This window comes from Leptospira dzoumogneensis (assembly GCF_004770895.1).
Taxonomy (GTDB): Bacteria; Spirochaetota; Leptospiria; order Leptospirales; family Leptospiraceae; genus Leptospira_B; species Leptospira_B dzoumogneensis.
Genome location: NZ_RQHS01000022.1, coordinates 1 through 26,347, shown reverse-complemented (window position 1 = coordinate 26,347; position 26,347 = coordinate 1). Strand labels below are relative to the sequence as shown.

The following is a 26,347-nucleotide window of genomic DNA, read 5'->3' as shown; positions in this document are numbered from 1 at the left end:
AAGTAAATTCCGCAAAACGAATCATGACCTTTACGATCAGAAAACTTTCTTCCGATGAAACTCCACCTATGGATTTGCTACTTCTCGCAGATCCGAACGAAGAGATCGTTCTTTCTTATTTGGATCGGTCCACTGTGTATTTGATGGAGTCGGAGGATCTAGAATTGATCGGAGTGTATCTTCTTCTTCCTACCCGACCACATACTGTAGAGATCGTGAATATTGCGGTCTCTGAAAAATTCCAAGGCAAAGGATTCGGAAAAAAATTACTTTCTCACGCCTCTGAAACGGCGAAGTCGGAAGGGTTTTTTACTCTGGAGATAGGCACAGGAAATTCGAGTATCGCTCAACTGGGTTTGTACCAAAAATGCGGCTTCTCCATTTCCGGGATCGATTTTGGATTTTTTCTCAGGAATTATCCGGAGCCGATTTGGGAAAATGGCATCCAGTGCAAGGATATGATCCGACTAAAGCAGGATTTTCCTTAGGATTTTCCGGAAATTCCGGGGTCACCCTTCCTACAAACTGCTATAATCCGAGACTTGAGTAAAAACCGCATCAAAACTAAAAAATTCCTTTTCCTATGCCCAGGGGGCCGTTTAGCTTGTGTTTACACCGGATCTATTCGATCCGAGTCTATAGGATTCAGAATTCATGGCACTTGTTAAGAACTCCTCCGAAGTTACAAACTCCACAATCGGCGAAAATTCCTACTTTAATGGAAAATTCTTCATCAATGGATCCTTAAAGATTGATGGAAAGTTCGAAGGAAAATCTCTTCAAGCGGAACAATTATATATCGGAGCTTCCGGTAAGGTTCGCACAAACATCACTGCTGCCAGCGTTATTATAGAAGGTATCGTAATCGGAAATATCACCGCTCGTAATAGAGTGATGCTTCTTCCTACATCTAGAATTTTGGGAGATATCCGCACACCGGAATTGATCATCCAAAACGGAGTGGTGCTCGAAGGGCGTTGTATCATTTCCAGCGACCTGAAACATTCCAACAAAGATCATATCGAATTGGAATATGCTAAGGACTCTCTTACCTTAGAAAGACTTTTCGGAAAACAAACAGCAGCTAAGGAAGCTTAAATCCACCGGTATAGGCCTTGATTCCCATCCTTATCACAGAGGGTGACCCTTGTGGGATCGGGCCTGAAATTCTTCAAATGTCTTGGGAGAAGTTAAACATCTTCTCCCAGCAAAGACAAATCTTGCTCATCAGTTCATCTTCTTCTCTTTCTTATCCCGGTTGGCAGGAAATCAAAGATCCGTTTTCCATATCTTCTCCAGGACTTTATCTTTGGAGAACGAATTCACTCTCTTCTTCCGAACAAAAATCTTTGGTGATCGGTAAACCGAGTGCCCTATCCGGCAAGGCTGCGTTTGCAAGTTTAGAAGAAGCGGTCCGTATCCAAAAGAAGATCGGCGGCAACTTGATTACACTTCCATTAAGTAAAGAATGGGTGATCAAAGCCGGAGTGAAAAAGTTCACAGGCCATACCGAGTATTTGGCGGAAGTATATAAGAAAAAAACATATATGCTTATGGCAGGAAAAGAACTGAATGTTCTTCCTTTAACCACTCATGTTCCATTGAAGAAGGTACCTTCTTACCTGAAAAAGATCCATATCTCCAGTTTTATTTCTGCTATTCGTTCCGCTCCGATCTCTAAAGGTAAAATTGCATTCTTAGGTTTGAATCCTCATGCAGGGGAAGGCGGAAAGGTTGGGGACGAAGAGAAGAAGATACTAATGCCGATCATCTCCAAGATGAGAAAGGCAGGTTTAGATGTTACTGATCCACTCTCCGCAGACGGTGCGTTCAGTGAAACTTCCAGAGCGAAATACTCTTTGTTTTTGGCATGTTATCATGACCAAGGGCTTATCCCTTTTAAGATGTGGGAGGGAAAATTCGGAGTGAATGTAACTTTGGGACTGGATTTTATCCGGGTTTCTCCGGATCATGGGACTGCATTCGATATAGCGGGCTTAAGAAAAGCGGATCCGGAGAGTTTTCTGCAATGTTTAGAGTGGGTGTCCGGCCAAGTTTCTGCCGAAAATGATCTTAGGAGATCTCATTGATGTTTCTCGCCCAGTCAGGTTCCTTATTGCAGCAGATCGTATTTCCAATCTTTTTGATTTGGTTCGTGGGTTTGACATTTGTGCTGATCCGAAACGATATAGAGATCATTTGGAAGATCGCGACATTTTTCGTTTTTGTGTTTTACTTCTTCCAATTCTTTCCTGAATTAAAAGAAGCTTATGAAAGATTATCCAAATCTTATCCTTCCGAGATCTTAAGCTGGCTCTACGGGATCCCAAGAGCGATTTACTTTTTCTTATTATTCCTCTGGCCTATCGCAATCGTTCGTATGTACTATACTGCTTCTCCACTTTTAGCGAATATGACTGCGAGAACTTTGGTGGCAGCTACCTTGGCCTATTGGATCTTCTTTTTGATCTATCACCAGTTCACCGGCCAGATCGACGAATTTTTCAAGACTAAGTTTATAGAATGGATTACTATCGTTCCGACCGGGAAATGAATAGGTTGAAATTTTAGCAGATCACTTTAAGATGAGTTTGCTTCTTTTTAAGTCCAAAAAAATGCCAAGGAACAATATATCAGGAAACACAATAATAAGGATATGTTTGATCCTAATTTTCCTGTTGGATTTTTCCTTCTTATCCTTTTTTCAGAATACGGATATCATAGGGACCCGTCATTCTCTAAGCGATACCAAGATCCAAAAAAAAGCTCTGGGTAAAAAATGGATCCTATTTCCTTCGGAAGAAGAGGATAGAATTTCCATGGCTTGGGAAAGTGATTCCACTGAATACGATCCTGAAAGCCGTCTAACGGAATTTTCCTTTTACAGAATTATAATAAATAATAGTAGTTTTAAGTTTTCCCTTCGGTTTTACGAAAAACTTATAAGTTTACTGATTGATATTCCCCCGCCTGCGTTAGCATAATTTATCGATTTATTTTTTCGTTCGAAAGGATCGAGCGAAGCCTGCTAACTTAAATTAAGGGTGCGTTTATGTACGCTTGTGATATCATTTTTCGGAATCGATCTATTCTATTCCTTTTTTTCTTATGTATTGCCTATCTTGAAATATTAGGGGGAGAACTCCCTGAAAACGATCCAAAGGCAAATATTATATTAACTGAATCCGAACTAAAACCTTCTCCGAATAGAAGTAGATCTATCACGTTACAAGATGCGGAGAGAATGTTCTTACGAAACAATCTTTCCTTACTTTCTTCTCGTTTGGAAGTAGAGTCGAAGAAGGCGGAGATCATTCAGGCAGGCCTTTGGGAAAATCCTACTTTTTATGTGGATCAGAATATCTATAATAAAGAGACAAAACAATATTTTGATACTTCTAAAAATGGCGAAACGGTGGTCCAGATCCAGCAGCTATTCTATATGGCGGGAAAGAGAGATAAAAGAGTTCAGCTCGCTAAATGGAATAAAAGTGCCGCAGAACAGATGTTTTACGATACTCTTCGTTCCTTAAAATTGGAATTAAGATCCAGTTTCTTCCAATTGTATTATTCCAGGAACGCATTGGAATTTTATGAGGAGTGTATTCCCCGCGTAAAAAATACGATCAAAGGTGCGGAGAATGTTTATAAAAATAGACAGATCCTTCTTTCCGAACTTTTGAGATTGAAGTCCATACTTTTCCGATTAGAGACGGATCGTTCCGAGCTGATCAAAAATATTTTGGAAAGGGAGAAGGCCCTAAAGATCCTGCTCAACGAACCTGATATGCTCGATGCAGAGGTCGTTCCTGTTTTTTCCGGGATGGAGGATGCCGTCTTTTCTCCCTTAGTATTGGAACCGGATCGTTTGCTCAATGTCGCATTGGAACATAGACCCGATCTGAAAGGACTTGAACTTTTAGTGAATGCGGAAAGAGCAAATCTTACACTACAGAAAGCAATGGCGGTCCCTGATCTTTCTATAGGAGGAAGTTATGACAGGGCCGGTAATTATATTAAAGATTATTATGGAGTCACCATCTCCATGCCCATACCTGTATTCAATCGAAACCAAGGGAATATTAAAGCTTCAGAAACCGCTTTGGCTTCAAAAAAAGCGGAGTTGGAAGAGAAACTTTTATCCGTAAAATCGGAAGTTCGTTCCGCCCTAGGAATAGCAAAAGAGAAGGACCGGCTTCTTCAGGAATATAAGGAATCCTTTACTAAGGATTATAAGAATCTATCCGCTTTGATGATAGAAAATTACAAAAAGAAGTACCTAACTATCTTGGAATTCGCGGATTTTTTCGAGTCTTACAGCGATAGTACGTTAAAAATGATCCGATTACAATCCGACAGAATAGAAGCGGTGGAAATATTGAATTTTACGGTGGGTAAAACCGTTTTTGGCGAGCTTTGACCGAATGGATCGTATATTCGAATTTTATAAAATGAATATAGAGGGAAGGCCGGTGCGTTGGGTGATCCTATTGTTTATAGGCGCCTTACTTCTTTGGGCGAATTCATGGTATTCTTCCTATAAACTCAAACAGGCTTGGAAAGAGGAACTGGATCGAAGTCCGAAGGTGGAACAAAGCGGAGAGAGGATCGTTTTCCCTAAGGATTCTCCCGGTCTTGCACGTATTTCTACCTTGGTTGTGGGAAAAGGAGACGCCGTCTTCTCGGTAGTCGCTCCTGCCAGAGTGATCGCGAGTATCAAAACTTCTGTGAACACAGGGGAGAAGATCATACTCTTTGATTCCGGAGAAACCACTCAGCTTTATGCGGAATACAAGAGAAGCAGGGCTGTCACTTCTAAGGCTTTGAAAGATCTGGCCCGAGTTAAAGACATGTATGTAAACCAGGCGGCAACCGGAAGAGAAGTAACGGAGGCGGAATCCAATTATGCGATCGCAAAAGCGGAAAGTGCTGAAACGGAATCCAAGTTAAGAACGGTAGGATTTAATCCTAAGGAATTGGATTCAGTTTCAGGTTCTACTCTTTGGCTGATCTGCGATGTGCCGGAGTCCAGACTGAATGAAGTCCAAAAAGGAGAGGATGTGAAGATACAATTTTTGTCCTTTCCCGGTAAGAACTTCGTAGGAAATGCGGAAGCGGTAGGAGAAGTAGTGGATCCTGCTTTGAGAGCTGTAAAAGTAAGGGTTACTTTAAGAAATCCTAATGAAAAAATCCTGCCTGGAATGTATGCCAGAGTGGACTTCGGTGATCCTAGGACTTCTGTAATTGCAGTCCCGAATAAGGCGATCATTACCGTGGATGAAAAGAATTACCTTTTCGTATTGGATGAAAACGGGGTTTTTATTAGGAGGAGAGTTACTCTAGGAACCTCCGGTGAGGAGCAAACGATTATTTCCGACGGTATATCCTCCGGGGAAGAGATAGTAACAAACGGTGCGATGTTATTAAAGGGTTTAAGTTTCGGATTTTAATATGATCGAAAGACTCATCTCCTTCTCACTTCATCATAGAGCGCCTAGTATCATACTTGCGATCGCAATTCTTTCATTAGGAGCCTGGTCTTGGATAGAGATCAAAAAAGAGGCATATCCGGATGTGGGAGATACTCAGGTAAGTGTGATCGCTCTTCTGCCGGGCAAAGCCGCATTGGAAGTGGAGAGAAGAGTGACTCTTCCTTTAGAAAGAGAATTAAATGCGGTCCCTTATGTTCTCACCAGAAGATCCAAAACGATCTTTGGATTAAGCGTTTTACAACTTGTTTTCGAAGAAGGTGTAAGCGATTTCACTGCAAGACAATTGGTCTTGGAAAGATTAAGAGATGTGGATATTCCGGAAGAGGCGGAGGTCTCTCTTGCCCCCTTGACCGGGCCGGTTGGAGAGATCTTTCGTTATACTTTGGAAGGTACGGAAGATTTTACTCCTATGGATCTTCGCACATTACAAGATTGGGTAGTGATCCCAAGCCTTCGACAGGTGCCTGGAGTCGCGGACATTATCAATTTCGGTGGACTACAGAAACAATACCATATCATCACCGATCCCGGAAGATTATATAGATACGGTCTTACACTTTCCGATGTTTTGGACGCGGTAAGATCCAATAATAGGAATACCGGAGGAAATATACTCACAAGAGGGGACCAAGGTTTCGTGGTCCGAGGATTGGGGGCCATACAGAATGTGGATGATATACAGAATATAGTAGTCACCGCAGTCAAAGGAACCCCTATCTATATCGGCAATCTTGCATCCGTCGAAGAATATCCAAGAAGACCAGACGGTATTTTCGAATACGTTATCCGACATCCAGTCACCGGAGAGATCCGATCCGGGACAAATAGTGTGCAGGGTATTGTCGCGATGAGAAGAGGAGAGAATCCTTCCGAATTGATAGAAAGAGTAAAGGAAAGGATCAAAACCTTAAACGAGACAGGTCTGCCTAAAGGAGTAAAGATCTCCGCTACTTACGATCGAACTGAGCTGGTACAATATACGGTAAGAACAGTTTATAGGACTTTATTCGAGGGAGTGAGCATAGTAACGCTAGTGCTTATATTTTTCTTGGGAAGTGTACGCTCCGCATTGGTTGTAGCATCTACTATTCCCGTTTCCTTACTTTTCGGATTTCTTATGATGAAGCTGACAGGGATCCCTGCTAACCTTCTTTCTTTGGGAGCGATCGATTTCGGGATCATAGTGGATGGCGCCGTGGTCATGGTAGAGAATATTTTTAGGAAATACTCCGAGGCAAGATCCCAAAGAAAAACAAAATTGAGCTTCGACGAAATACTGAATATCACTCATGATTCTTCTCTGGAAGTGGGAAGAGAGATCTTTTTCTCCATAGGGATCATCATATTCGCATATCTGCCTATTTTCACTTTTCAAAGGGTAGAAGGAAAACTGTTCTCCCCTATGGCATTCACACTTTCTTTTGCGATATTCGGAAGTTTACTTCTGACACTAACAGTCATTCCGGTACTCATGACATTTATTTATAGGAGCAAGCTGGAAAAATACGATCCTAAACCTTTAGAAAGCCAAAATTTCATTCTTATAAAGATCCGGGATTTTTATAACTCACTTCTCGCCTCCCGTTTACGTGCTGCCAAAAAAACCGTGGTTTATTCCGTCATGGGGATTATTATAATATTAGGATTTAGTTATTATAGAATAGGTACCGAGTTTTTGCCTGAGTTGGACGAGGGTGCTATTAATATACGCGGCTTTTTCCCGGTCGGAATGCATTTAAAAAGCGGGGAGCAGTATTTAGGTACGGTGAAAGAGATCCTATTAAAGAACGAACAGGTCTCCGAAGTTTTGATCCAATTAGGAAGAAATGATGAGGGAACCGATCCATACGGTCCGAACCGGATGGAAATACTTGTAGGTTTGAAGGACTACGAACTTTGGAGGGAAAAAATATCCAAGGCAGAACTATTAAAACGTATTAAGGATACACTTTCAGCGAGTCTGCCTGGAACACATTTTTTATTCTCTCAACCGATTATAGATAACGTGACCGAATCGGTGACCGGAAGTGTGTCCGATCTGGCGATTTTTGTGAATGGAGACGACCTTCTTCTTTTGAGAAATTATGCAGGAGAGATCCTAGAGATAGTAAAGTCCATTCCAGGCGCCACAGAATCAGGAATAGAACAAGAAAGAGATCAGGCACAGCTCACAATCGAGATAGACAGGAAAAAATCCGCCCGCTTCGGGATCAATGCCAAGGGAATCTTGGATACAATAGAGGCTGCGGTAGGCGGAATAGAAGTAGGGGAATTATACGAGGGAAGCAGACGATTCGATATTTTAGTCAGGTATACTACTGATTTTAGATCTTCTATAGAAAGGGTGAAAAATCTATTAGTCGCTTCTCCATCGGGAGGAAGGATCCCTTTATCCGAATTAGCCTCGGTGGAATTAAAGGACGGGCCTACGATCATCCAAAGGCAGGACGGCAAAAGACAGATCTCGATCCGAACCAATATAAGAGGAAGAGACCAGGGAGGTTTTGTAAAAGAAGCCAAAGAAAAAGTGGAGTCGAGTATACAACTTCCGGAAGGTATTACGATCGGATGGGGAGGTCAGTTTGAAAATTTATCTAGAGCGGGAAATAGGCTGAGGATCGTTATTCCAGGCACGTTATTCTGCATTTATTGTTTTTTGTTTATGATATTTAGAGACGGGAAGTATGCGTTACTCGCGATGTCCGGGATCCCGATCTCTATGACCGGAGGTATTCTCGCATTATTATTGAGAGGTATGAACTTCTCCGTTTCCGCAGGAGTCGGTTTCGTATCCTTATTCGGTATTTCCACTATGACCGGAGTGTTATTTGTTTCTAGAATGATCCATCTTTTAAAAGATAAGGATCATCCGGATCCCGAACAATCGGTATTGCAGGCAGCGGCATTACAATTCCGCCCTAGACTGATGACTGTACTACTCGCATTACTCGGGTTGATCCCCGCCGCAACTGCGTCCGGCATTGGCTCCGATGTACAGAGACCTTTAGCGACCGTGATTGTGGGAGGACTTACCTTGGAATTATTTACTCTGATCTATCTACCTTGTATTTTCTATCTTAGTATTAAAGGGAAGAAGATCTAATGGAAAAATTCTTCTTTAAGGTCTCAATCTTTCTTTAATTTAATCCCTTTATGTAAAAATTCTAACGGACCTTCCGAGATACGATATGCATCGTATCCTTCCGTTCTTAAAATTTTAACTGCTTCTTCCGAAAGGACACAATATTTCCCTCTACAATAAGCGAAGATCTTTTTACGTTTGGAAAGTTTGTTTAACTTTGATCTGAGTTCTTTAAGCGGAATAGATATAGAACCTTGCAAATGCCCCGAGTTATATTCGTTTTCGGGTCTTACATCTATCAACGTAATATCCTCAGACAATACGCGCTTTAAGAAGCCCTTATATTCTAATTCTTCCATTTCTAATTCCGGATCGAAAAATGAATTCATCTCTATTTGTATCTCTGCATTGAATTCTTTTCCTGCAAAAGAGATCGTATCAAAAATTTGGATACCGGCCTTTTCTATTTGATAGAAAATATTTCTGCCTTCTTTTCTATCTCGGACTAGTCTTGTCTCCTTTAAGATCTTTAGATGATGGGATGTTGCGGCAATGCTCATTCCGATCTCTTTGGACAATAGATCCACGTTCTTTTCCGCTTGAAGCAAAAGATCCAGTAATTCTATCCTTTTAGGATCGGAAATTGCCTTTCCATATTTTGCTAGGGAAGAATAGATAAAATCCTTAAATTCTCGCCCGGTTTTTCCTGAGTTCATAATTCCTCAAATATTCAAATATGTATTTGAATATTTTATTGACTGAGGTCAAGTTGTTTTTTACAAATGGTCTATGAAGGTAAGAGATAGCGGGATGCCGGAAGCGGCTTATTGGGACACACTTTTTAATGTCCCATTGATTTTGGATAGAATGGGTGTATCTCAAACTAACGGGCAAATTGTAGAATTCGGGTCCGGATACGGGACTTTTACTCTTCCTTTGGCTGAGAAAAATAAGAATAAGATCCATGCTTTCGAGATAGAGACTGACCTAGTGAACGATCTGGAAGAAAGAGCGGAGTCGTCCGGGATTAAGAATATATTCTCGATCGAAAGAGATATTATTTCTTTAGGAACGGGACTTGAGGATAACTCTGTAGAGTATGTGATGATCTTTAACTTATTACATCATGAAGATCCTGTCTCTATTTTAAAAGAAGCGTTTCGGATCTTAAGACCAAGAGGGACTGCAGGACTTGTGCATTGGAACTACGATCCAAATACTCCACGAGGACCAAAGATGGAGATCCGTCCTAAGCCGGAAGGGATCTATAGACAGGCCATTCAAGCGGGATTCAAACTAGGATCTGAAAAGCCTATCGATCTTCCTCCTTATCATTACGGATTTATTGCGACTAAGCCTATGTAAAATTCACGCCTGTTTTAGGCGCGAATTAGTTTAGATGAGTCTTTACTAGGTAATACTTTCTTGTAGATTTGTTTGTTCCGGTTTTTTAGAAGTCAATTCTGCAAAAGTTTTTTCATACTCCGGATGAACCGTTCCGAATAGATAATCCCAGACAGTGGAATAAAGTCCGTAATTATAACGGAAACTTTGGTGGTGCATATCATGATTCGTATTCGAATTCACCAGTTTCAGGATCTTATTCGTACCCATCCAGCTCGGAAAAATTTCATAACCGCTATGACCCAATACATTTCGTATAATTTGGAATGTCATGAAGATCATCAAAGCTAATGGATGAACGGGAAATAAGAGTGCTACGATCGGCATGATGAGAGAATGGACCAACGCCTCCCAAGGACTGAAAGAATAAGCGGTCCAAGGAGAAGGTGTAACCGAATCATGATGGACTTTATGCACTGTTTTATAGAACAAACGGGTATGCATTAATCTATGTGTCCAATAAAAGTAAAAATCCTGTATACCTAAGATCATGATCGTACTTAAGATCAGATATCCCCATCCGTAATCTTCTATACGTTCGTAAAACTTAAAGTAACCGTATTTTCTGAAAAGAAATACGATCAATGTCACCGAAGTGTATACGATTACGGAAGAAACAGAATATAAAAATTCTTTTCTGAACTGAGAAGGTTTCGCATTCTTCTCTTGGATCTTTCTAGATTGAAAAGGATGTTTCCAAATATAGAATACCAAAAACGCAATGCCTGCGAATAGAAAGTATCTTAGAAAATCTATTAGGAATATGATTGGGATTTGGGGAACCAAATCCATCATGTATTGGAATAATTGTTTGTGAAAGCACATATTCGATCCTTTGCTCCTGTGTAGGATTTGATGGATCATTAAAACATTTTTTCAGATTTACATCCGATGGATTTCGGACAATCGCTGATCGATTCCGGATTCGATCGGCTATTTTACGAGATTGTTTTGTTTTCTGAAATCGCTTGGGGTCATTCCTACAATTTCTTTAAATGCCCTATTGAACGGTGCCAGGGAACCATAGCCCAAATCCATTGCGATCCTAAGTACCTGGAAATCGTTTTTGCCGGGATCTGAGAGTATAAACCTTGCTTCTTGTATTCTGTAATGATTTAGGAATTCGTTGAAGTTCCTGTATCCAAGTCCTTTATTGATAAGTCTACGGACCTTCTTTTCCGGAACATTTAACTTTTTTGCCAAGGATAAGATTGTAAGGTTTTCTTGTAAGAATACTTTTTGGTCTTTTAATAGAGAATCCAGTTTTTTGAGCAGGCCCTCATCTAAGGGCTCTTCGGCTGCTTCTTCCTTTTGTATTTCTCCGACTGGAAATACATTCTCTCTAAATTGGAAAATCCTAAATGAAATGAAAAATACCAAAACAAATATAAAGGAAGAATTGATCAGATCTAATTGTGCGGAATATCCTGCGTCCTTGGTGATCACTTCCATTAATACGACCGATATGCTATAAAGTCCGGTGACCCAGGAGAAGATGACCCTGAACTCTCTTCTGGATTCCAGCAGATCTATACTCTTATCTTTTAATACTCTTCCTAAGGTGGCTAGGATAATTCCGAGATAGAATACTTGAGGCATGCTGAATAATACTTTTGCAAAGACGGAATCTTGGCCTCTTATGTCTGAGATCAGAAAAATATAAAAACAGAATATATTCAGAGAAAGAAATAATACCGCATGCCGGATTTTAAGTTTGAATCCATCTTCGAATAGGCTGGATACGAATAGATAGAAAAATATAGAAACCGAAAAACAACCGATATGTACCAGGATCAGTAAGAATATATTTGTAGAATGGTCCAGCCAAGGACAAATAAAATAAGCTATCAGAGAAGAAGTGAATAAACTTCCGAGTAAACTTTGAATACTTAGTTTTACTCTAATTATAAAGTTTAAGATCAGAAAGCCCAGTTGAGCGATCGTGGCCGCTTTTAAGTATTGGATCAGATTTGTAGTTTCGAACATTAATCTAGGATAGGCAATGAAACTGTGGCGAGTACCACTTCGACAGGTTTTTCTCCCAGAGAATGATCGATAACATTATGTATGGAAAAAATCCCGCCGTGTTTTTTTATTACGAAGTCCACAATCGTCAATCCTAAACCGGTAAAATATTCCTCTTCTTCCAAATTTTCATCCACAAATCCGGCGAGTCTATAGAACGGTTGTTTGACCAGTAGTTCCTTGTTTTTAGGAATACCCGGGATCGATTGTGGATCGAATTCGTTTTTCAGATTGATATTCAAGTATCCCCCTGAAGCGGAGATGTAAATGTTTATGACCGAATTATTAGAAGAATATTTCAAAGCATTGACTAATAGTTCCGTAAATATTCTGCTGAGTGAATCCGGATCAGCATCTATATCATATCCGTTCGCAGGAAGTGAAATCTGAGGAATTAGTACATTCTTCTTTTTGCTATATTGTTCATTGGAACTTTCCAGTTTTAATCTGGACTTTTCCAATAGATCGTGTATCTGTTCGCTGTTTGTTTTTTGAAAAGAATCTTGAAAGTTTTTATTAAGTATCTCTAAACTTTTTTCAAGGGAACGAAGTCCCTTTTTGGTATAATAAATATTTTCGAAAAGTAATTCGACTACATCTGAAGAAAAATTATAAGATGAATTTTCTTTTTTGGCACTTGCTTGGAGTATTTCTACTATGCTTACGATTGCTCCAAAACCTCCTCCGCTAAAAAAACTTTGTTTTAGGTTATTAAGTGTACTTTTGGAAAGATCTATATTTTTATCTAGATCGGTAAGCCAAGACTGTTTGTAGAGTATCCAATTTAACTGAGCCTTAAGACGTTCTTCATTTTCCTGCGTCAGGATCCTTTCACTTTCTTTAAGGCGTATAAATTCCGAGATCCTTTCCAGAATTTGGTAAAATCTATCTCTGTCGATCGGTTTGATAATATAATCGAATATCCCTAATTTCATAACTTTGATGATGATCTCCGGAACATCATTGCCGGAGATAACGATGAATAACGACTCTGGCTTTTTTTCTTTTATCGTTTTGATAAACTCGAATCCGTTCATGACAGGCATTTCCAGATCCACTAAATACAGCGAATATTCTTTTGATTCCGCCATTTCGCAGCCGACTTTTCCGTCCGGAGCGGTATCTGCATCTACGCCGAAACCTTTTGCTAATCTTGCGATAAGATCTCTAGTTTCTTTTTGGTCTTCTACTATCAAAATCGGGTTATGTAGGTTTAATCTAAGTGCCATTGTTAAAGCAGAGCGTGTTTTAAATATTTTGCATATATAAATATTCTAAATAAGAATTTTAAATTTTCGTTATGCCGGACCAATTGCAGTGAATTTACGTAACTTTGTAAAGATGAAAATGTGAAACATTTTTCTTAAATCAGGAATAATGAATGGACGAAGTTTGGGATTATGCGTTATCCGCCTTTTCTTTGGCAAAAAAAAACCTATCGGGAAAAATAAAGCACAGATCAAAACTCTTTTCCCTATCAGCATCATTTCTCCTTATTATTTGCCAAAACGGCATAAATTAACATTGTATATAGATTCAGTTCCAGGGAATTTTAATATTAAAAAGTGTCCAAACTTATAAATTTAGAAAAAGCTATCATAAAAATTTTATACTATGATCTATGCTGACTTATATAGGGTCTATGTATATAGGAACTTTTTATGAGGCTGCCGATAGCAAACTGGATGGGAGTGAAACTTATAGATTAAATCAATTCCGAACTTGGAGGTTCGCCATGGAGCCAAAACTCATTTTAGAAAACTTGCTCAATCCGCCTGTTTTATTTTTCTTCTTAGGAATTCTTGCGGTATTGCTTAAGTCTGGCCTGGAAATACCTGATACATTATCCAAATTTTTTGGTATGTATTTGATGTTTGCTATAGGCTTTAAGGGGGGATTCGAATTAGCAGAAGCCAAGTTTACCTCTGCAAATTTATTTACTTTGATTGCATGCAGTGGGATGGCATTATTAGTCCCCCTTTACACATTTTTCATTCTTAGATTAAAATTAGACGTACATAATGCGGCGGCGATCGCGGCGACTTACGGTTCCGTAAGTGCAGGTACATTCGTGACTGCTCACGCTTTCTTGAATAATTTGCATTTGGAATTCGATGGATTCTTAGTAGCAGGTCTCGCTTTAATGGAATCTCCTGCGATCATTATCGGAGTGGCGATCGATCGTATTGCAAAGAAGAATATAAGCGGCGAGTTCTCTTGGAAAGAACTTTTGAGAGAAGCTTTCTTAGGAGGATCTATTTTTCTTTTAGTAGGTTCTTTGGTCATAGGGATGTTGACTGGAAAAAGCGGCTGGGATGCGGAGAAACCTTTTGCGGATGCTCTTTTTAAGGGAATGCTTTCCTTCTTTCTTTTGGACATGGGCTTAGTTGCCGCAAAAAAATTGAAGGATTTGAGAACTGCAGGTCCCTTTTTAGTGATCTTTGCGATCTTGGTTCCTTTGATGAATGCCTCAATCGGATTAGGACTTGCTAAACTGATCGGTATGACTGCTCCGGATGCGTTCATGTTCATGATACTCTGCGCTTCCGCTTCTTATATTGCAGTAGGTGCAGCGATGAGAACTTCCGTCCCGGAAGCGAACCCGAGTTTGTATCTTCCGATGTCTCTAGCGGTTACTTTCCCTTTTAATGTGATCATCGGGATCCCATTGTACTGGTTTGTAGTCCAACACTACTTGTGAATAATTTAGAGAAGATTACTCTTTACAAAAAAGAATACCGAATTAAAACTCCATGGGATTTATATCCTAGGAGAGAATGGAATGATATTAGCAGCAAGAATTTTAGCGGCTATCGTCGGCTTATTGCATGTTTGGATCTTCATCATGGAAAGTGTATTATGGATGCGTCCTCGTATTCACAGAAGATTCGGAGTAACGGATACAAAATTAGCGGAAGCGATGAAAGGGGTCTTTTTAAACCAGGGATTCTATAACTTATTTCTTGCAATCGGTGCATTATACGGTGCGATCTTTTTCGAGATACATTCATGCCATGCCCCTGCGATCCTAGCATTCTCTTGTCTTTCTGTTTTCGGAGCCGGACTTGTATTATTAGTTTCTAAACCTGCGATGGCAAGGGCCGCAATTATACAAGGACTTCCTCCTTTGATTGCTGTTGTATTATATTTTATTTCTATCTACGGGTAAAATTTATGACCTTTCGCTCGGAAGATCCAAGCAAGGTTCTTGTGTTTTTCGGGCGAAACCATTTTAGCTTAATCAATTACTTAAGGTAGAATTTTCGGGACCGGCCACGGCACTAAGACACGGAGTTGTAATCTATCTTTCAAAAATGTACTTGTGGGAATTGTTTGAAATCGGATTCTTAAGCTAACATTCGCAAGTCGAAAAATAAAAAGCGCAAATCCTGTAGATTCGAAATTCTATTTTCAATCCAAGGAATACCCGATGCAGATCCGTTCCGCAATCGTCCTAATATCTATATTATTTTTTCCATATTTACTTTTCTCAGAAGAGATCCAAGAGATCGGATCCTTTGATTCGATTACCAGCTTAAATTCAACGGATAATCATACCTGGGAAATCACGGAAGAGGCTTTAGATCCGAAACAATTCTCTCTTTCTTACTTAAGCGGAGAAGATCCCGGAATTAAAACAAATCCGTACAATGCACCCGGAGTGTATAGGGTTTCCCAAGAATCAATACGTAAGGTTTATATAATTAAGAAATTTATTGCTCCTGAAGTTTGGAAAGCCGCTGGAGTATCTGTTCGTCTTGGAACTTTGACGGATAAGGATAGAACTTATCTAAACGGAAAACTGATCGGAGAGACAGGGGATATGAATTCTTCGCAACCCCAGGCTTATGATAAGATCAGAATATACTCTATTCCTCCGGGGTTAATACGAAGAGGGAAGGAGAACATACTCGTTCTGGAAGTGCAAAAATATTTTCATCCGGAAGCGGGGATAGAACAAGATAGGACGGAAATCGGAGATACACAACTCATTCAGGGGGATTATTATAGGACAGAATATACCAAAATTGCACTGCTAATGATCTATCTCACCGTAGGGGGTTATTTTCTTTTTTTATTTATAAGAAGAAGGACAGATACCGAAAATCTGTATTTCGGACTGTTTACTATCTTTCTTGTGGTTTATCAATTCCTCAGAAACCAGATCAAATACGAGCTGGGAATTCCGTTCTTATATATGAAAAAAACGGAATATATTATTCTGACTGCTCTTATTCCTATATTCGCGAATTTTATCCGATCTTATTTTAAATTCCCAAGAGGGAAGTTTATCAACGTATTGGATGGGATTTATGGGATTTTTATACTCTTCTATCTGGTTTCGAACGATGTTATTTTATATAATAAGCTGAATAGTTCCGCGGTGCAGCTAGGCTGGGGAGCTTATATGGTTCTGATCTTTTATTATTTGATCCATAAGATCAGAACAAAAGACAGGGATGCACTTCTCATCTTGATCGGAGTTTCTATCGTAGCCTTGTCCACAATTTTGGATACGATGTCCAATCGGAACCTATTTGTTTTTCCTAGAACTGTGGGTTACGCATTCTTCTTCTTTGTTATCAGTATCGCTACTATTCTCGCGAATAAATTCGTACGTCTAAATGAACAAGTTGAAGAACTGAATGAACATTTGGAGAATAAGGTGGAAGAGCGGACCCAAGAATTAAACGAGTCCCTTGCCAATGTTAATAAACTGAAGACCCAGCAAGACGGGGATTATTTTCTAACTTCTTTACTGATTCGCCCTTTGTTCACTAATAATACTGCCAGTCCCTCTTTGAAGATAGATTTTTTTTCTAAACAGAAAAAGGCGATTTTGTTCAAAGAGAAACATTATGAGATAGGCGGGGATATCAGTATCTCCGGAAACATTTCCATCCAAGGAGAGAAATACACGGTATTCGTCAACGGAGATGCGATGGGAAAATCTATCCAGGGCGCTGGCGGGGCACTTGTGATGGGGACGGTTTTTCAATCCTTATTAACCAGGACCAATCGTAACGGTGGATATTCCAAAGCTCCCGAATCCTGGTTAAAAGAATCCTTTTTAGAACTCCAAGGCATTTTTGAATCTTTCGACGGATCTATGTATATTTCAGTAGTGATCGGTTTATTGAATGAAAAGACCGGAGCGCTTTATTATATCAATGCGGAACATCCTTGGCCCGTATTGTACAGGGACGGTGCGGCGGGATTTTTGGAGAATGAACTCACTCTCCGTAAGATAGGTATTCCAGGGAACGAAGAGAACTTCTTCGTAAAATTTTTTCAATTACAAAAGTATGATGTTCTGATCTTGGGTTCGGACGGTAAAGACGATGTTATGATCGGAACTGACGAAAGGGGCAGGATCGTAAACGAGGACGAAACGAAATTTTTGAGAACTGTAGAGGAATCGAACGGAGATCTAAAACAGATATATGAAAAGACTCTTCAATTCGGAGAATTGACCGACGACTTCACTTTATTAAGATTAGAATATCTGGCAGACCCTCAATCAAAAAATGAAATTCCTCTGAATGAAGTGCTGGAACAGGCAAAATCACTCTATAAGAAAAAATCCTATTCTTCTCTTATCGATTATTTGAATGAATACAAAACGATTTTTTCAGATAGAGAAGAATTCTTTATCCTTCTTGGAAAATCATATTTGAAACTGAAAGATTTTTCTTCCGCGGCTAGATCGTTTGAAAGAGCCGCAAATTTGAATCCAAAAAGATTGGAGTCTCAGTATTACGCGTCTTATTCCAGTAAGCTGAATAAGGATTTTCAAAAGGCGGAATACTTCGGAAAGATCGCTTACTCTTTGGATAAGAATTATCTAAATAACCTGATCAATATGGCGGATATTTATAAAAACTTAAACCAATCGGAAGAAGCCAAAAAATTCGCAGAAAAAGCGCAAGTGATAGATCCGAACCATCCAATCCTTATAAAACTTACGGATGTTTTTTAGAAAAATTTAAAATATACCAATTGATCCATTCGTTCTTGGTAGCAAACTTCAATCCGGTTACCGATTTTAAGGCGGATATAAGCAGCTTTCTATTCCTAGATCTTGAATCTTCTTGGAGTAACTTAATTAAAACAGGCACACTTGCCGGATCTTTTTTAGCTCCTAATTGAGAAACTGCAACCTGGTGAAGGTTGATATTTTCGCTCTCCGCATATTTTTCCAAAATTTTACGGGATTCCTCTCCCGGAATAGAGGTGATTGCCGAGAGAGTGATTGGTGCTAAATCGGGAAATTCCTCCGTTTTTTTATCTAAAAGAGAAAGAGATTTAGGAGAAGCGATCATTCCTAAACTTTCGGAAGCGATCTTAGCCAATTTTTGATCTTTAGACTTGCAAGCTTCTTCTATATAAGGAAGTCCTTCTTCCGAGCCTATGGCTCCCAATGCCCAAACAGCTCCGTATCTTGCCTCTGTTTGGTCTTCTTTTAGTATTTTAACAAGCACAGGGATACTTTTTTTATCACCCAAATATCCTAAGGATTGGGCTATGATCTCTCTGTCTGGAATATTAGGATCTAATAATGTTTTTTCGATCTCTTCTCTTGCTTTGGGAAATTTAATACGACCTAAAACATGTGATGCCGGAGCTTTTGCCAAGGATTTACCCTTAACTAAAACTTCTAAAATACGGGGAGAAAACCCTGGATCCGGAACTCCGATCAAAACATCTGCTGCTCTATACCGGATCTCTTTGTCTTGGTTCTCTAAAATTGGAAGGACTAAAGGTAAAATTTTAGGATCTTTGATATCGATAAGAGCAATGGAAGAATTTTCTCTTCCCTTATCAAAATCCGCCTGTATCGCTTTTACTAAAAGTGGAATAGATTTTTTACTTCTGATCTTTCCGAGAGCCAAGTAGGCTGCCGCCAAGGTAGGTCCAGGCTCGGAATGAGAGGACAGATCTATGAGATAATCTTCCGCTTCAGGAATATTCAATTTCCCTAATGCCATAGCAAATGTTTTGGCTTTATCCGGATCTTTATTCGATTTGGCTGATGCTAAAATAATGTTCCCTGATTGTCTCGCATTGATCCGGACCAAGGTATCCACGGCTAATAATCGAATGTTTGCATCTTCTTGGTTTAAAAGACTTGCTACACGATTTCCTGCCAGAGGATCTTCCATTCTTGCAATTGCTTCCAGAACGGTTCCTAGATCAATTCCTGATCTAGGATTTAAAAAATTCAGAATTTCAGGAAGAGAAGATCTATCTTTCCAGATCCCTAGTGCCAAGATTGAAGGTCCTTTTGTGATCTCTTCCGAAGATCTCATCCATTCTCGAGCGATCGGTATGAACTTTCTTTCGTTTCTGGATGCTAATTCTAAAATTGCTTGGGCTCTAGTTCTCGGATTCTGGCTTTTCAGATCCGATGCGACTTGTCCTATACTTGGAATTTCTTCTTCCTGTACTTCGGGTAGAAGGTCCGGACGAGGGGGGCCAAAACATCCTAAAGTCAAACCAAAAGCCGCCGCTCCGAACATACACGACAGTAAAAGCATAATGAAAACAGAATATACTTTAAACTTCATAAACATTATCTAGGCACCGATTCGGAAGCTTGTCTTAATTGTAACAGTTCCTTCTGCCAAGATATTATATCGGAATTTGCCTGAGGGATTTGAGAAACATCCATTCTACCTTGCTGGATCGCATATTGGACCAACTGTATCCTGGATTCTAATTCGGAAATTTTATAAGAGAAGTAGGCCTTCTGTTCTTCCGGGGTTACATTCGGATCGCTCGGACGTGTCGGAACTGATCCAGGTTGAGCATATCTTCCTTCATTCCTGGACAATGCAAACTTGGATTCGGCGGAAGTTACCTTATCCAACTGCTCTCTTGCTTTTTTCTCATCTTCAGATGTGAGCTGAGGACGGAATTCGCTTGGGATATAAATATTTTTAGGGTATCTTGCGGCAAAATCGATCCATTCTTCTCTGATCTTTTCCCTTTCTTCTTCCGATTTTTTTTCTTTAAAAGCCGCAGGCCAAAGTCTTTTAGCAGGTCCTTCTAAGTCGGGATCTTCTTCAAAAGGGTGAGGAGCATCCGGAAATTCTAAGGTACCGCTGCTGCCATATTTGCGATTTGCAATTTCGGAAGCTTCTTCTCCTAAACTGGGAGAACCGGTCCTTCTTTCCGGCCAAAATATAAATAAAATACAAATAATAAGAATAACCGCGCCTGAGATCCAGGGCCAATGAGAACGAAAAAATTGCATGATGATAGGAAATTTAGATTAGGATTGAATTTAGATATTCCCCGCCCTATGCGAGCGGGAAACATTTAGGAATTTTATAGTCCGTAACAAAGCTTATTCTATCAATAAGTATTTTGCTAGGGGCTAGCCAACAGCTATTAAACGAAAATTCCGATGACCCAAGAAATAAACTGACCGAACAGAGTGTCTGTCAGGAATTTTTTCAAATCAACCGGATTACGATTTAAGGAATCATAGTACCAAGCGGTGTATTCGCTCACTTGTGGAATCGAATAACCGTATTTGGAATTGATCGCTTTGATCAGCTCGTTTGCAAAAACAGAATGTCCATACATATTCGGATGCACTCCGTCCAAGCCGAAAATACCAGGTTGACCGGGTAGAGGCCAGTTTGCTTTTGCATAACCAGGGCTATAACCGGAAGGACTTTTGATCAAACGGCCATTCTCTTTTAAATCGTCAAAAAGAACTTTAAGATCCGCTAATGCAAATCCCATTGCAACAGCCTGAGCCTTCACTTCATTGTTTATAGAAGTTAAGAAGTTGGTGATTGTTGCCACTTCATTCTTATCTAAAACTTGAGAAGGATCTGAAACTGAAGAACGGAAGAATGCTTTCAAACCCGAATAGTTTGTTCTTCCTTGAGGATCGTTATAATTTTCCAAAAATGCGATAGAAGTTACATTTGGAACAGTGAACAGAACCCCGCCTTTGATAGAACCGATCGCAGCCATTTTAGACATTGTAGAACGGATATCTCTTAAAAATCTAGCTTGGTCCAAACAATCCGTAGAAGTGCTCAATGCAGTACAAAGAACATGGTTTGCCGCAGCAGTTCCGAACAAGAAGCTAGGCTTTACTGCCTGCATTACTTGCATTTGAGTTCCGGAACTTCTTAAACCGAATTGATGGAATTTATCAGGAGATTGGCAATCTGGAACTTGCACCCAACGATAAGTATACCAATACCAAGTTTCCCAATACCAATCCTTTGCCCAAGTAGTTGCATTGATATTCTCACACTGACCTGAAGTTTGAAGAACTGTAGTGTAATCTGCTCCGGTGATCCCTGCATGTGTTGGAGTTCCAACAGTAGATCCGTTTCCACCGATGATGGAAGCAGCGATGCAGAATACCCCGCAATCACCTTTAAGCACGTCTTCGAAATTTAAGTAAGGCCCCTTTAACACGTTATACGAAACGTTGGAACCGGCTTGTTTGGAAACTAAAACCGGATAAGCCCAATTCTGAGTTTTCTCTTCTACGGTTGCGCCATAAAAACCCTGGCTTAAGGAGTCACCGATTACTCCGGGTCTGGAAAACATTTGCGCCTGGCTTTGTGCCGAAAGCGTGGAAGCTCCCACGATTAGGAAAGTCCCGTTTAGGATTTTCCAAAAGTTTCGAATGTTCATTTTTAAATTAACTCCACTCTCTATTGAAGGAGATTTTTATATTCTCTTCAGGCCAAAGCATGAGAGCTGGAATTTCGAAGTCACTTCAATTATATTTTGCTTATAAAATAATTCATCTATATTGAACATTCGTAATATTACAGTGAGTGGGCTTTCACTGAACACTGTTAGAATTTAATGTTTGATATATAATTAAATTTTTATAATATACTGATTTAATCCCTTGAATGAGTGACTATATTGCAGGCGATAATTTTGAACAGTGTTCACTTGTTCCTTGAGGGATTAGTTGGGGATACAATCTATTTCCAAGCGGCTGAATGTATGGTTCGCCACAGTGCAGTTAGTCGAAAGGTTTGCGCTGTATCTTAAGAAGGTATTGGTAGTTCTGGTTAGAGTGCAGTTTGTAGGGTCATCCGGCTTATGAGAAGAGCCTAAATATAGATCGAGTGCTCCTCCTACCGGAAAAGTATAAGAAGAGCTAGAGGGGACAGTTTCAATTTTGACTACATAGTTGGGAGGGAACATATCCGGAAGATCTACCACTATCCCTTGGCCGCTGGAATTATCGGAGTCGCAGGAAATGATCGGAACATCATCAAACTCAATAGAGTCGAATGTTACCTGCGCCAGATTTGTACCAGGAGTTCCGTTATTATTTTGTAATAAAGGAAAAATGAATGAATTTGGAACGTCCGTTGTGCCTTCTTTGCATGTTAAAAATCCGAGAGCAAAAACCAATATAGCCGCTTTATATATCTTCATTTCTCGAATAACAATTGATTATCGAAAATTTGAATCAATTTTGCTTCTGTATATGTATAAAACCCCATCCTAAAACTCTCTGTATCTCCGTGTCTCTGCGTGATTTCCCCTTGTTGACTCTCCAAACTCGGCGACTTCTACTCTGAATTAGGCTTGCTCGGAGAGATGATTTTTATCAATCTCCATGTGTGATTCTTTTTTATTATCTATCTTCTATCCTAGGCCTGCTCGCGGGAAATATGTTCAATTATACCGCCATTATTCTTTCCCAAAGTATTTCCAATTCGGATACTTTCTCCGGATGGGTATTCTTCTTTGTATGTTTTCCTTTATTGTTCTTAAGTTTTACCGCGGGAAGATTGCTGGATAAATATTCCAGAAAATGGCTTCTTGCGGCGGCACAGGTCTCAATGGCCTGCGGTTCCGGATTTGCGGCTCTCGCATTACATTTGGAATGGATCTCTCCCGGAAAACCTTACCTTCTTCTTGTATCCTCGGTTCTTTCAGGGATCGGACTTTCGTTTGTGATGCCGGGAAGATTTGCGATACTTGGAGATCTATTAGAACATTCTAAAATAGGAAAACATAGTGTTTGGTTAAACACTCTTGTTCTTTTTGGGTATGGTCTTGCTCCTTTGGTGGCCGGATATTTTAAGGAATTTTTCTCCTTTAAATATGTTTTTATGGGCATCGGTTCCGCTTATGTTCTAAGTGTTTTCTTTTTGGTCTTGATCCCGGTGCAGATGAGGGAGAGAAGCCAAACTTCTTCTTCCGGGCCCGGGGTCTCTGAGCTTGTTTCTTATTTAAAAAATTCTCCTCTGGTTTCTCAGTTCCTACTCCTCATGGGTGCCGTGGTCCTATTAGTCGGCCCAGTCCAGGTACTTCTTCCTAAATATGCTAAGGAAGTTTTGGGATTGGGAGAAGGAGAAAGAGGCGCCTTACTTTCCGCTTTGGGAGTCGGTCTTGTGATCGGAGGGGGAGTTACCTTTCTTCTTCATGGTTTAAAGAAGAAGGGGCATATTCTTTTCGGATCAGCGCTTTTCAGTTGTTTTCTATTTTCACTCATCCCTTTTCTTGCGGAAAGTTTGGTTCTCACCGGCATTTTGTTTTTTGTATTCGGGTTTATGACAGGTGTGATCATCACTCTGATCCCGGCCGGGATCCAACAAAATACTGAAAATCATATCAGGGGAAGGATACTTTCTCTTTATAGCCTGGTCTTTCTTTTGGTGCCTGCGTTCTCCGGGATTTTATCCGGATTTTTTTCGGATCGGATTGGAATTCCTTCCACATTCGTTTGGTCCGGATTCCTGGAAATGGGAGTATTGATCTATCTCAGCTGGAGAATGGACCAGGTGAGGAGTCATTATTAGAGACGCGGAGATTTGGGAGGCACAGAGTTTTTGGCACGCAGAGACGCGGAGGCGCAGAGTTTTTTCACACAGAGACGCAAAGCCGCGAAGCTAAAAAGATTATTTTATTTAACTAACCCCAAACATCCTCTGCGTCTCCGCGCCTCTGCGTGAATCTTAGAGCGTAAAGAGGTTGCCAAATCGCCCTGGGATCAGGAATTTATATATTATGTTTCAAGGCGTATTTACTGCCATTATTACCCCATTCCGCAACGGGAAAATAGACTATGATTCCTATTTTTCTCTTTTGGACAAACAGATCCAAGCAAGGGTAAGCGGAGTGGTGCCTTGCGGTACCACCGGCGAATCTCCTACTCTTTCTCATGAAGAACACGCGGAACTGATCCGCGAAACCGTGAAACATGTCAAAAAGCGGATTTTGGTCGTGGCCGGTACCGGTTCCAACTCTACTAGAGAGGCTGTAGAACTGACCGAAGCTGCCTGCAAGGACGGAGTAGACGGGATACTCCAAGTGAATCCGTATTATAATAAGCCCACCCAAGAAGGTCTATATCTTCATTTCAAAGAGATCGCGGATCATTCTTCCGTGCCTGTGATGTTGTACAATATTCCAGGAAGAACTTCCGTAAATTTATTGCCGGAAACTGTTCTGAGACTTTCCGAACATCCTAAGATCAGATCCATGAAAGAAGCCACTGGAGATTTGGGACAAATGTCTAAATTGATCTCTCTTGTAGATGATAAGATGACTGTTCTTTCGGGAGATGATAATCTGACCCTTCCTCTTCTTTCCTTAGGTGGAAAAGGTGTAGTGTCCGTGATCTCGAATCTATTTCCGGAAAGTCTGGTGAAATTGGTGGAGTCTTTTCAAAAAGGGGACGTAGCTTCCGCTCAAAAGATCCATTATGATTTTATAGAATTATTCGCATTAGCATTTATAGAAACGAATCCGATCCCGATCAAAGCAGTGATGAGTTGGAATGGATTCTGTTCGGGTGAGATACGTCTTCCTCTGACTTCTCTGAGTGCGGGCGCTGGTGCGGACCGTTTGAAAAAAACGGTTTCCGATCTTTTGACAAAAGGTTATAAATAAGGAATTCGATTTGGCCCGCAAGAATCGTGTCGCAGTCATTGGTGCTTCTGGAAGAATGGGGAAGGCTATTATCCAAGTACTTTCCCAATCTAAAGTTTCTGAACTTTCCGCTGCGGTAGTAGGTAAGGGTTCCGTTTATTTAGGTTTGGATTCCGGTTTACATTCCGGACTCAAACAGAATGAAATTTTGTTTTCGGACGATCTTTCTAAATCCATTTCCGGATCGGATACTGTAATCGATTTTTCTATTAGAGAAGTTTTGTCGGATGTTCTATCTACCTGCAAGGAATTCAAAAAACCTGTTGTAGTTGGAACGACCGGCCTTACGGAAACTCATAAGGAATTATTAAAAGAAACTTCTAAAATTATTCCGATCGTGTATTCTCCGAATATGTCCATCGGGGTGAATCTTCTTTTTAAACTGACTGAGATCGCCGCAAAAGTGATGGGAGATCTGGCGGATATTGAGATACAAGATATTCATCATCGTCATAAAAAAGATGCTCCTTCCGGAACTGCGGAAAAACTAAAAACAATCCTTTTGGAGACTCTTTCCCGCACAGAGTCAAATATTGTACATGGCCGCCACGGAATTCTTCCGGAAAGAGATCCTAAAGAAATTGCGATCCATACTCTTAGAGCGGGAGAAGTGATCGGAGATCATACTGTCTATTTTTTCACTCCGGAAGAAAGAGTGGAAATTTCCCATAAGGCTCAAGACAGAAAAACATTCGCAGTCGGTTCCGTAAAAGCCGCCGAATTTTTGGTAGGAAGAGAAAAAGGCCTCTACGATATGTTTTCCGTATTAGGGTTATAAGGTTCTTGGAATGGATTTTTTAAAAAACATCAGTTTATTCCAAAGTGATAAGTTCGGGATCGTGATGGTCCTGGATATACTGATCGTCAGCTTTTTAATTTATCAATTTTATTCTACCATCCGCAGGACAAGAGGGGTTCAACTTCTTTTGGGGATCGGTCTTATTTGGGTGCTTGGGATTTTTGCCCAGACTTTGAATTTTGAACTTTTGGATTGGATCATTGATAATATCCGCCCAGCCCTCGTGTTTGCAATTATCGTTCTTTTGCAGCCTGAACTTCGTAAGATCACCGGTGATATGGCGAGGCTTAGATTATTCCGTCCTTTCCTTTTAAAAACCGCCACCGACCTGGATGAGATCGTAGAAGCTTCCAAGATCATGGCTAAAAACAAAACCGGATCTCTGATTGCGATCGTTAGAGAGCATAGTCTAAAAGATATCGCGGAGCAAGCGGTCCAGTTGGATGCGATTCTATCAACAAGCCTTCTTCTTACCATATTCAAAAAGAACACTGCACTCCATGACGGGGCGGTCATCATAGAACAGAACAGAATCGCATGTGCAGGTGCATTCTTACCTATGGCACAAAATTTGGACGATGCTCGTATGGGCGCAAGACATAGAGC

At 40.3% G+C, this 26,347-nt stretch carries 24 protein-coding genes; 16 read left to right on the top strand and 8 right to left on the bottom strand.

Annotated elements, in window-relative coordinates:
* The first annotated feature begins 23 nt into the window (after positions 1 to 23).
* The 8 genes from EHR06_RS17125 (at position 24) to EHR06_RS17090 (ending at position 8,595) form a co-directional block, all read left to right on the top strand.
* Entirely contained in the window at positions 24 to 488 is a 465-nt protein-coding gene (locus EHR06_RS17125; protein ID WP_135758125.1) for a GNAT family N-acetyltransferase, read from the top strand.
* A gap of 166 nt (positions 489 to 654) precedes the next feature.
* Positions 655 to 1,098, top strand: coding sequence for a bactofilin family protein (locus EHR06_RS17120; RefSeq protein WP_008592184.1), 444 nt, complete (start codon positions 655 to 657; stop codon positions 1,096 to 1,098).
* 77 nt (positions 1,099 to 1,175) lie between these two features.
* The gene (locus tag EHR06_RS17115; protein WP_135758235.1) at positions 1,176 to 2,090 is read left to right on the top strand and encodes a PdxA family dehydrogenase; all 915 of its coding nucleotides are present in this window, start codon (positions 1,176 to 1,178) and stop codon (positions 2,088 to 2,090) included.
* The gene (locus EHR06_RS17110) at positions 2,090 to 2,554 is read left to right on the top strand and encodes a hypothetical protein (protein ID WP_135758124.1); all 465 of its coding nucleotides are present in this window, start codon (positions 2,090 to 2,092) and stop codon (positions 2,552 to 2,554) included. Before EHR06_RS17115 ends, EHR06_RS17110 begins: the two co-directional genes overlap by 1 nt.
* A gap of 106 nt (positions 2,555 to 2,660) precedes the next feature.
* Entirely contained in the window at positions 2,661 to 2,984 is a 324-nt protein-coding gene (locus EHR06_RS17105; RefSeq protein WP_135758123.1) for a hypothetical protein, read from the top strand.
* A gap of 68 nt (positions 2,985 to 3,052) precedes the next feature.
* A complete protein-coding gene (locus tag EHR06_RS17100; protein WP_135758122.1) occupies positions 3,053 to 4,420 on the top strand; it encodes a TolC family protein in 1,368 nt (455 codons plus the stop codon).
* Between the two features lie 4 nt (positions 4,421 to 4,424).
* Positions 4,425 to 5,450: an efflux RND transporter periplasmic adaptor subunit gene (locus EHR06_RS17095; RefSeq protein WP_135758121.1), complete on the top strand. Its 1,026-nt coding sequence runs from the start codon at positions 4,425 to 4,427 to the stop codon at positions 5,448 to 5,450.
* A gap of 1 nt (position 5,451) precedes the next feature.
* Positions 5,452 to 8,595: an efflux RND transporter permease subunit gene (locus EHR06_RS17090; RefSeq protein ID WP_135758120.1), complete on the top strand. Its 3,144-nt coding sequence runs from the start codon at positions 5,452 to 5,454 to the stop codon at positions 8,593 to 8,595.
* Between the two features lie 23 nt (positions 8,596 to 8,618).
* Here EHR06_RS17090 and EHR06_RS17085 read toward each other — a convergent pair whose 3' ends face one another.
* A complete protein-coding gene (locus EHR06_RS17085; protein ID WP_135758119.1) occupies positions 8,619 to 9,290 on the bottom strand; it encodes an ArsR/SmtB family transcription factor in 672 nt (223 codons plus the stop codon).
* Between the two features lie 73 nt (positions 9,291 to 9,363).
* On the opposite strand from EHR06_RS17085, the gene EHR06_RS17080 reads away from it, so the two are divergent.
* Positions 9,364 to 9,939, top strand: a complete 576-nt coding sequence (locus EHR06_RS17080) for a class I SAM-dependent methyltransferase (RefSeq protein ID WP_135758118.1) — start codon at positions 9,364 to 9,366, stop codon at positions 9,937 to 9,939.
* A gap of 45 nt (positions 9,940 to 9,984) precedes the next feature.
* Here EHR06_RS17080 and EHR06_RS17075 read toward each other — a convergent pair whose 3' ends face one another.
* The 3 genes from EHR06_RS17075 to EHR06_RS17065 form a co-directional block, all read right to left on the bottom strand.
* The gene (locus EHR06_RS17075) at positions 9,985 to 10,803 is read right to left on the bottom strand and encodes a sterol desaturase family protein (RefSeq protein WP_135758117.1); all 819 of its coding nucleotides are present in this window, start codon (positions 10,801 to 10,803) and stop codon (positions 9,985 to 9,987) included.
* Between the two features lie 108 nt (positions 10,804 to 10,911).
* Entirely contained in the window at positions 10,912 to 11,964 is a 1,053-nt protein-coding gene (locus tag EHR06_RS17070; RefSeq protein ID WP_135758116.1) for an AraC family transcriptional regulator, read from the bottom strand.
* Positions 11,964 to 13,232 carry an ATP-binding response regulator gene (locus EHR06_RS17065; protein ID WP_135758115.1) on the bottom strand — a complete coding sequence of 423 codons (1,269 nt, stop codon included), beginning with the start codon at positions 13,230 to 13,232 and terminating at the stop codon, positions 11,964 to 11,966. The genes EHR06_RS17070 and EHR06_RS17065 overlap by 1 nt, the downstream gene beginning before the upstream one ends.
* Before the next feature lie 506 nt (positions 13,233 to 13,738).
* Here EHR06_RS17065 and EHR06_RS17060 point away from each other — a divergent pair.
* From EHR06_RS17060 to EHR06_RS17050, 3 genes are all read left to right on the top strand, one after another.
* The gene (locus EHR06_RS17060; protein WP_135758114.1) at positions 13,739 to 14,704 is read left to right on the top strand and encodes a sodium-dependent bicarbonate transport family permease; all 966 of its coding nucleotides are present in this window, start codon (positions 13,739 to 13,741) and stop codon (positions 14,702 to 14,704) included.
* Between the two features lie 81 nt (positions 14,705 to 14,785).
* Positions 14,786 to 15,172 carry a DUF1304 domain-containing protein gene (locus EHR06_RS17055; RefSeq protein WP_135758113.1) on the top strand — a complete coding sequence of 129 codons (387 nt, stop codon included), beginning with the start codon at positions 14,786 to 14,788 and terminating at the stop codon, positions 15,170 to 15,172.
* A 261-nt stretch (positions 15,173 to 15,433) separates the two neighbouring features.
* Positions 15,434 to 17,983: a SpoIIE family protein phosphatase gene (locus tag EHR06_RS17050; RefSeq protein ID WP_135758112.1), complete on the top strand. Its 2,550-nt coding sequence runs from the start codon at positions 15,434 to 15,436 to the stop codon at positions 17,981 to 17,983.
* Here EHR06_RS17050 and EHR06_RS17045 read toward each other — a convergent pair.
* From EHR06_RS17045 to EHR06_RS17030, 4 genes are all read right to left on the bottom strand, one after another.
* On the bottom strand, positions 17,967 to 19,580 hold the full coding sequence (locus EHR06_RS17045; protein WP_135758111.1) for a HEAT repeat domain-containing protein: 1,614 nt from the start codon (positions 19,578 to 19,580) through the stop codon (positions 17,967 to 17,969). The genes EHR06_RS17050 and EHR06_RS17045 overlap by 17 nt on opposite strands.
* Entirely contained in the window at positions 19,577 to 20,260 is a 684-nt protein-coding gene (locus EHR06_RS17040; RefSeq protein ID WP_135758110.1) for a hypothetical protein, read from the bottom strand. The genes EHR06_RS17045 and EHR06_RS17040 overlap by 4 nt, the downstream gene beginning before the upstream one ends.
* Before the next feature lie 137 nt (positions 20,261 to 20,397).
* Entirely contained in the window at positions 20,398 to 21,672 is a 1,275-nt protein-coding gene (locus EHR06_RS17035; RefSeq protein ID WP_135758109.1) for a hypothetical protein, read from the bottom strand.
* 285 nt (positions 21,673 to 21,957) lie between these two features.
* Positions 21,958 to 22,437 (bottom strand): hypothetical protein, encoded by a 480-nt coding sequence (locus EHR06_RS17030; RefSeq protein WP_135758108.1) that lies wholly within the window; start codon positions 22,435 to 22,437, stop codon positions 21,958 to 21,960.
* A gap of 188 nt (positions 22,438 to 22,625) precedes the next feature.
* On the opposite strand from EHR06_RS17030, the gene EHR06_RS17025 reads away from it, so the two are divergent.
* The 4 genes from EHR06_RS17025 to EHR06_RS17010 all read left to right on the top strand — a co-directional run.
* A complete protein-coding gene (locus EHR06_RS17025) occupies positions 22,626 to 23,810 on the top strand; it encodes an MFS transporter (RefSeq protein ID WP_135758107.1) in 1,185 nt (394 codons plus the stop codon).
* Positions 23,811 to 24,018: 208 nt separating this feature from the next.
* Positions 24,019 to 24,903, top strand: a complete 885-nt coding sequence (gene dapA / locus EHR06_RS17020) for a 4-hydroxy-tetrahydrodipicolinate synthase (protein WP_135758106.1) — start codon at positions 24,019 to 24,021, stop codon at positions 24,901 to 24,903.
* A 10-nt stretch (positions 24,904 to 24,913) separates the two neighbouring features.
* The gene (gene dapB, locus EHR06_RS17015) at positions 24,914 to 25,720 is read left to right on the top strand and encodes a 4-hydroxy-tetrahydrodipicolinate reductase (protein ID WP_135758105.1); all 807 of its coding nucleotides are present in this window, start codon (positions 24,914 to 24,916) and stop codon (positions 25,718 to 25,720) included.
* 10 nt (positions 25,721 to 25,730) lie between these two features.
* Positions 25,731 to 26,347 (top strand): diadenylate cyclase (locus EHR06_RS17010; protein WP_135758104.1); only part of this gene is annotated, 617 nt, incomplete at its 3' end.

Coding starts and splice junctions, on each gene's coding strand:
- dapA (WP_135758106.1), top strand. CDS start 24,019: ATGTTTCAAGGCGTATTTACTGCCATTATTACCCCATTCCGCAACGGG.
- EHR06_RS17035 (WP_135758109.1), bottom strand. CDS start 21,672: ATGAACATTCGAAACTTTTGGAAAATCCTAAACGGGACTTTCCTAATC.
- EHR06_RS17115 (WP_135758235.1), top strand. CDS start 1,176: ATGTCTTGGGAGAAGTTAAACATCTTCTCCCAGCAAAGACAAATCTTG.
- EHR06_RS17050 (WP_135758112.1), top strand. CDS start 15,434: ATGCAGATCCGTTCCGCAATCGTCCTAATATCTATATTATTTTTTCCA.
- EHR06_RS17100 (WP_135758122.1), top strand. CDS start 3,053: ATGTACGCTTGTGATATCATTTTTCGGAATCGATCTATTCTATTCCTT.
- EHR06_RS17090 (WP_135758120.1), top strand. CDS start 5,452: ATGATCGAAAGACTCATCTCCTTCTCACTTCATCATAGAGCGCCTAGT.
- EHR06_RS17085 (WP_135758119.1), bottom strand. CDS start 9,290: ATGAACTCAGGAAAAACCGGGCGAGAATTTAAGGATTTTATCTATTCT.
- EHR06_RS17070 (WP_135758116.1), bottom strand. CDS start 11,964: ATGTTCGAAACTACAAATCTGATCCAATACTTAAAAGCGGCCACGATC.
- EHR06_RS17055 (WP_135758113.1), top strand. CDS start 14,786: ATGATATTAGCAGCAAGAATTTTAGCGGCTATCGTCGGCTTATTGCAT.
- EHR06_RS17060 (WP_135758114.1), top strand. CDS start 13,739: ATGGAGCCAAAACTCATTTTAGAAAACTTGCTCAATCCGCCTGTTTTA.
- EHR06_RS17125 (WP_135758125.1), top strand. CDS start 24: ATGACCTTTACGATCAGAAAACTTTCTTCCGATGAAACTCCACCTATG.
- EHR06_RS17080 (WP_135758118.1), top strand. CDS start 9,364: ATGAAGGTAAGAGATAGCGGGATGCCGGAAGCGGCTTATTGGGACACA.
- EHR06_RS17075 (WP_135758117.1), bottom strand. CDS start 10,803: ATGTGCTTTCACAAACAATTATTCCAATACATGATGGATTTGGTTCCC.
- EHR06_RS17030 (WP_135758108.1), bottom strand. CDS start 22,437: ATGAAGATATATAAAGCGGCTATATTGGTTTTTGCTCTCGGATTTTTA.
- EHR06_RS17065 (WP_135758115.1), bottom strand. CDS start 13,232: ATGGCACTTAGATTAAACCTACATAACCCGATTTTGATAGTAGAAGAC.
- EHR06_RS17120 (WP_008592184.1), top strand. CDS start 655: ATGGCACTTGTTAAGAACTCCTCCGAAGTTACAAACTCCACAATCGGC.
- EHR06_RS17040 (WP_135758110.1), bottom strand. CDS start 20,260: ATGCAATTTTTTCGTTCTCATTGGCCCTGGATCTCAGGCGCGGTTATT.
- EHR06_RS17095 (WP_135758121.1), top strand. CDS start 4,425: ATGGATCGTATATTCGAATTTTATAAAATGAATATAGAGGGAAGGCCG.
- EHR06_RS17110 (WP_135758124.1), top strand. CDS start 2,090: ATGTTTCTCGCCCAGTCAGGTTCCTTATTGCAGCAGATCGTATTTCCA.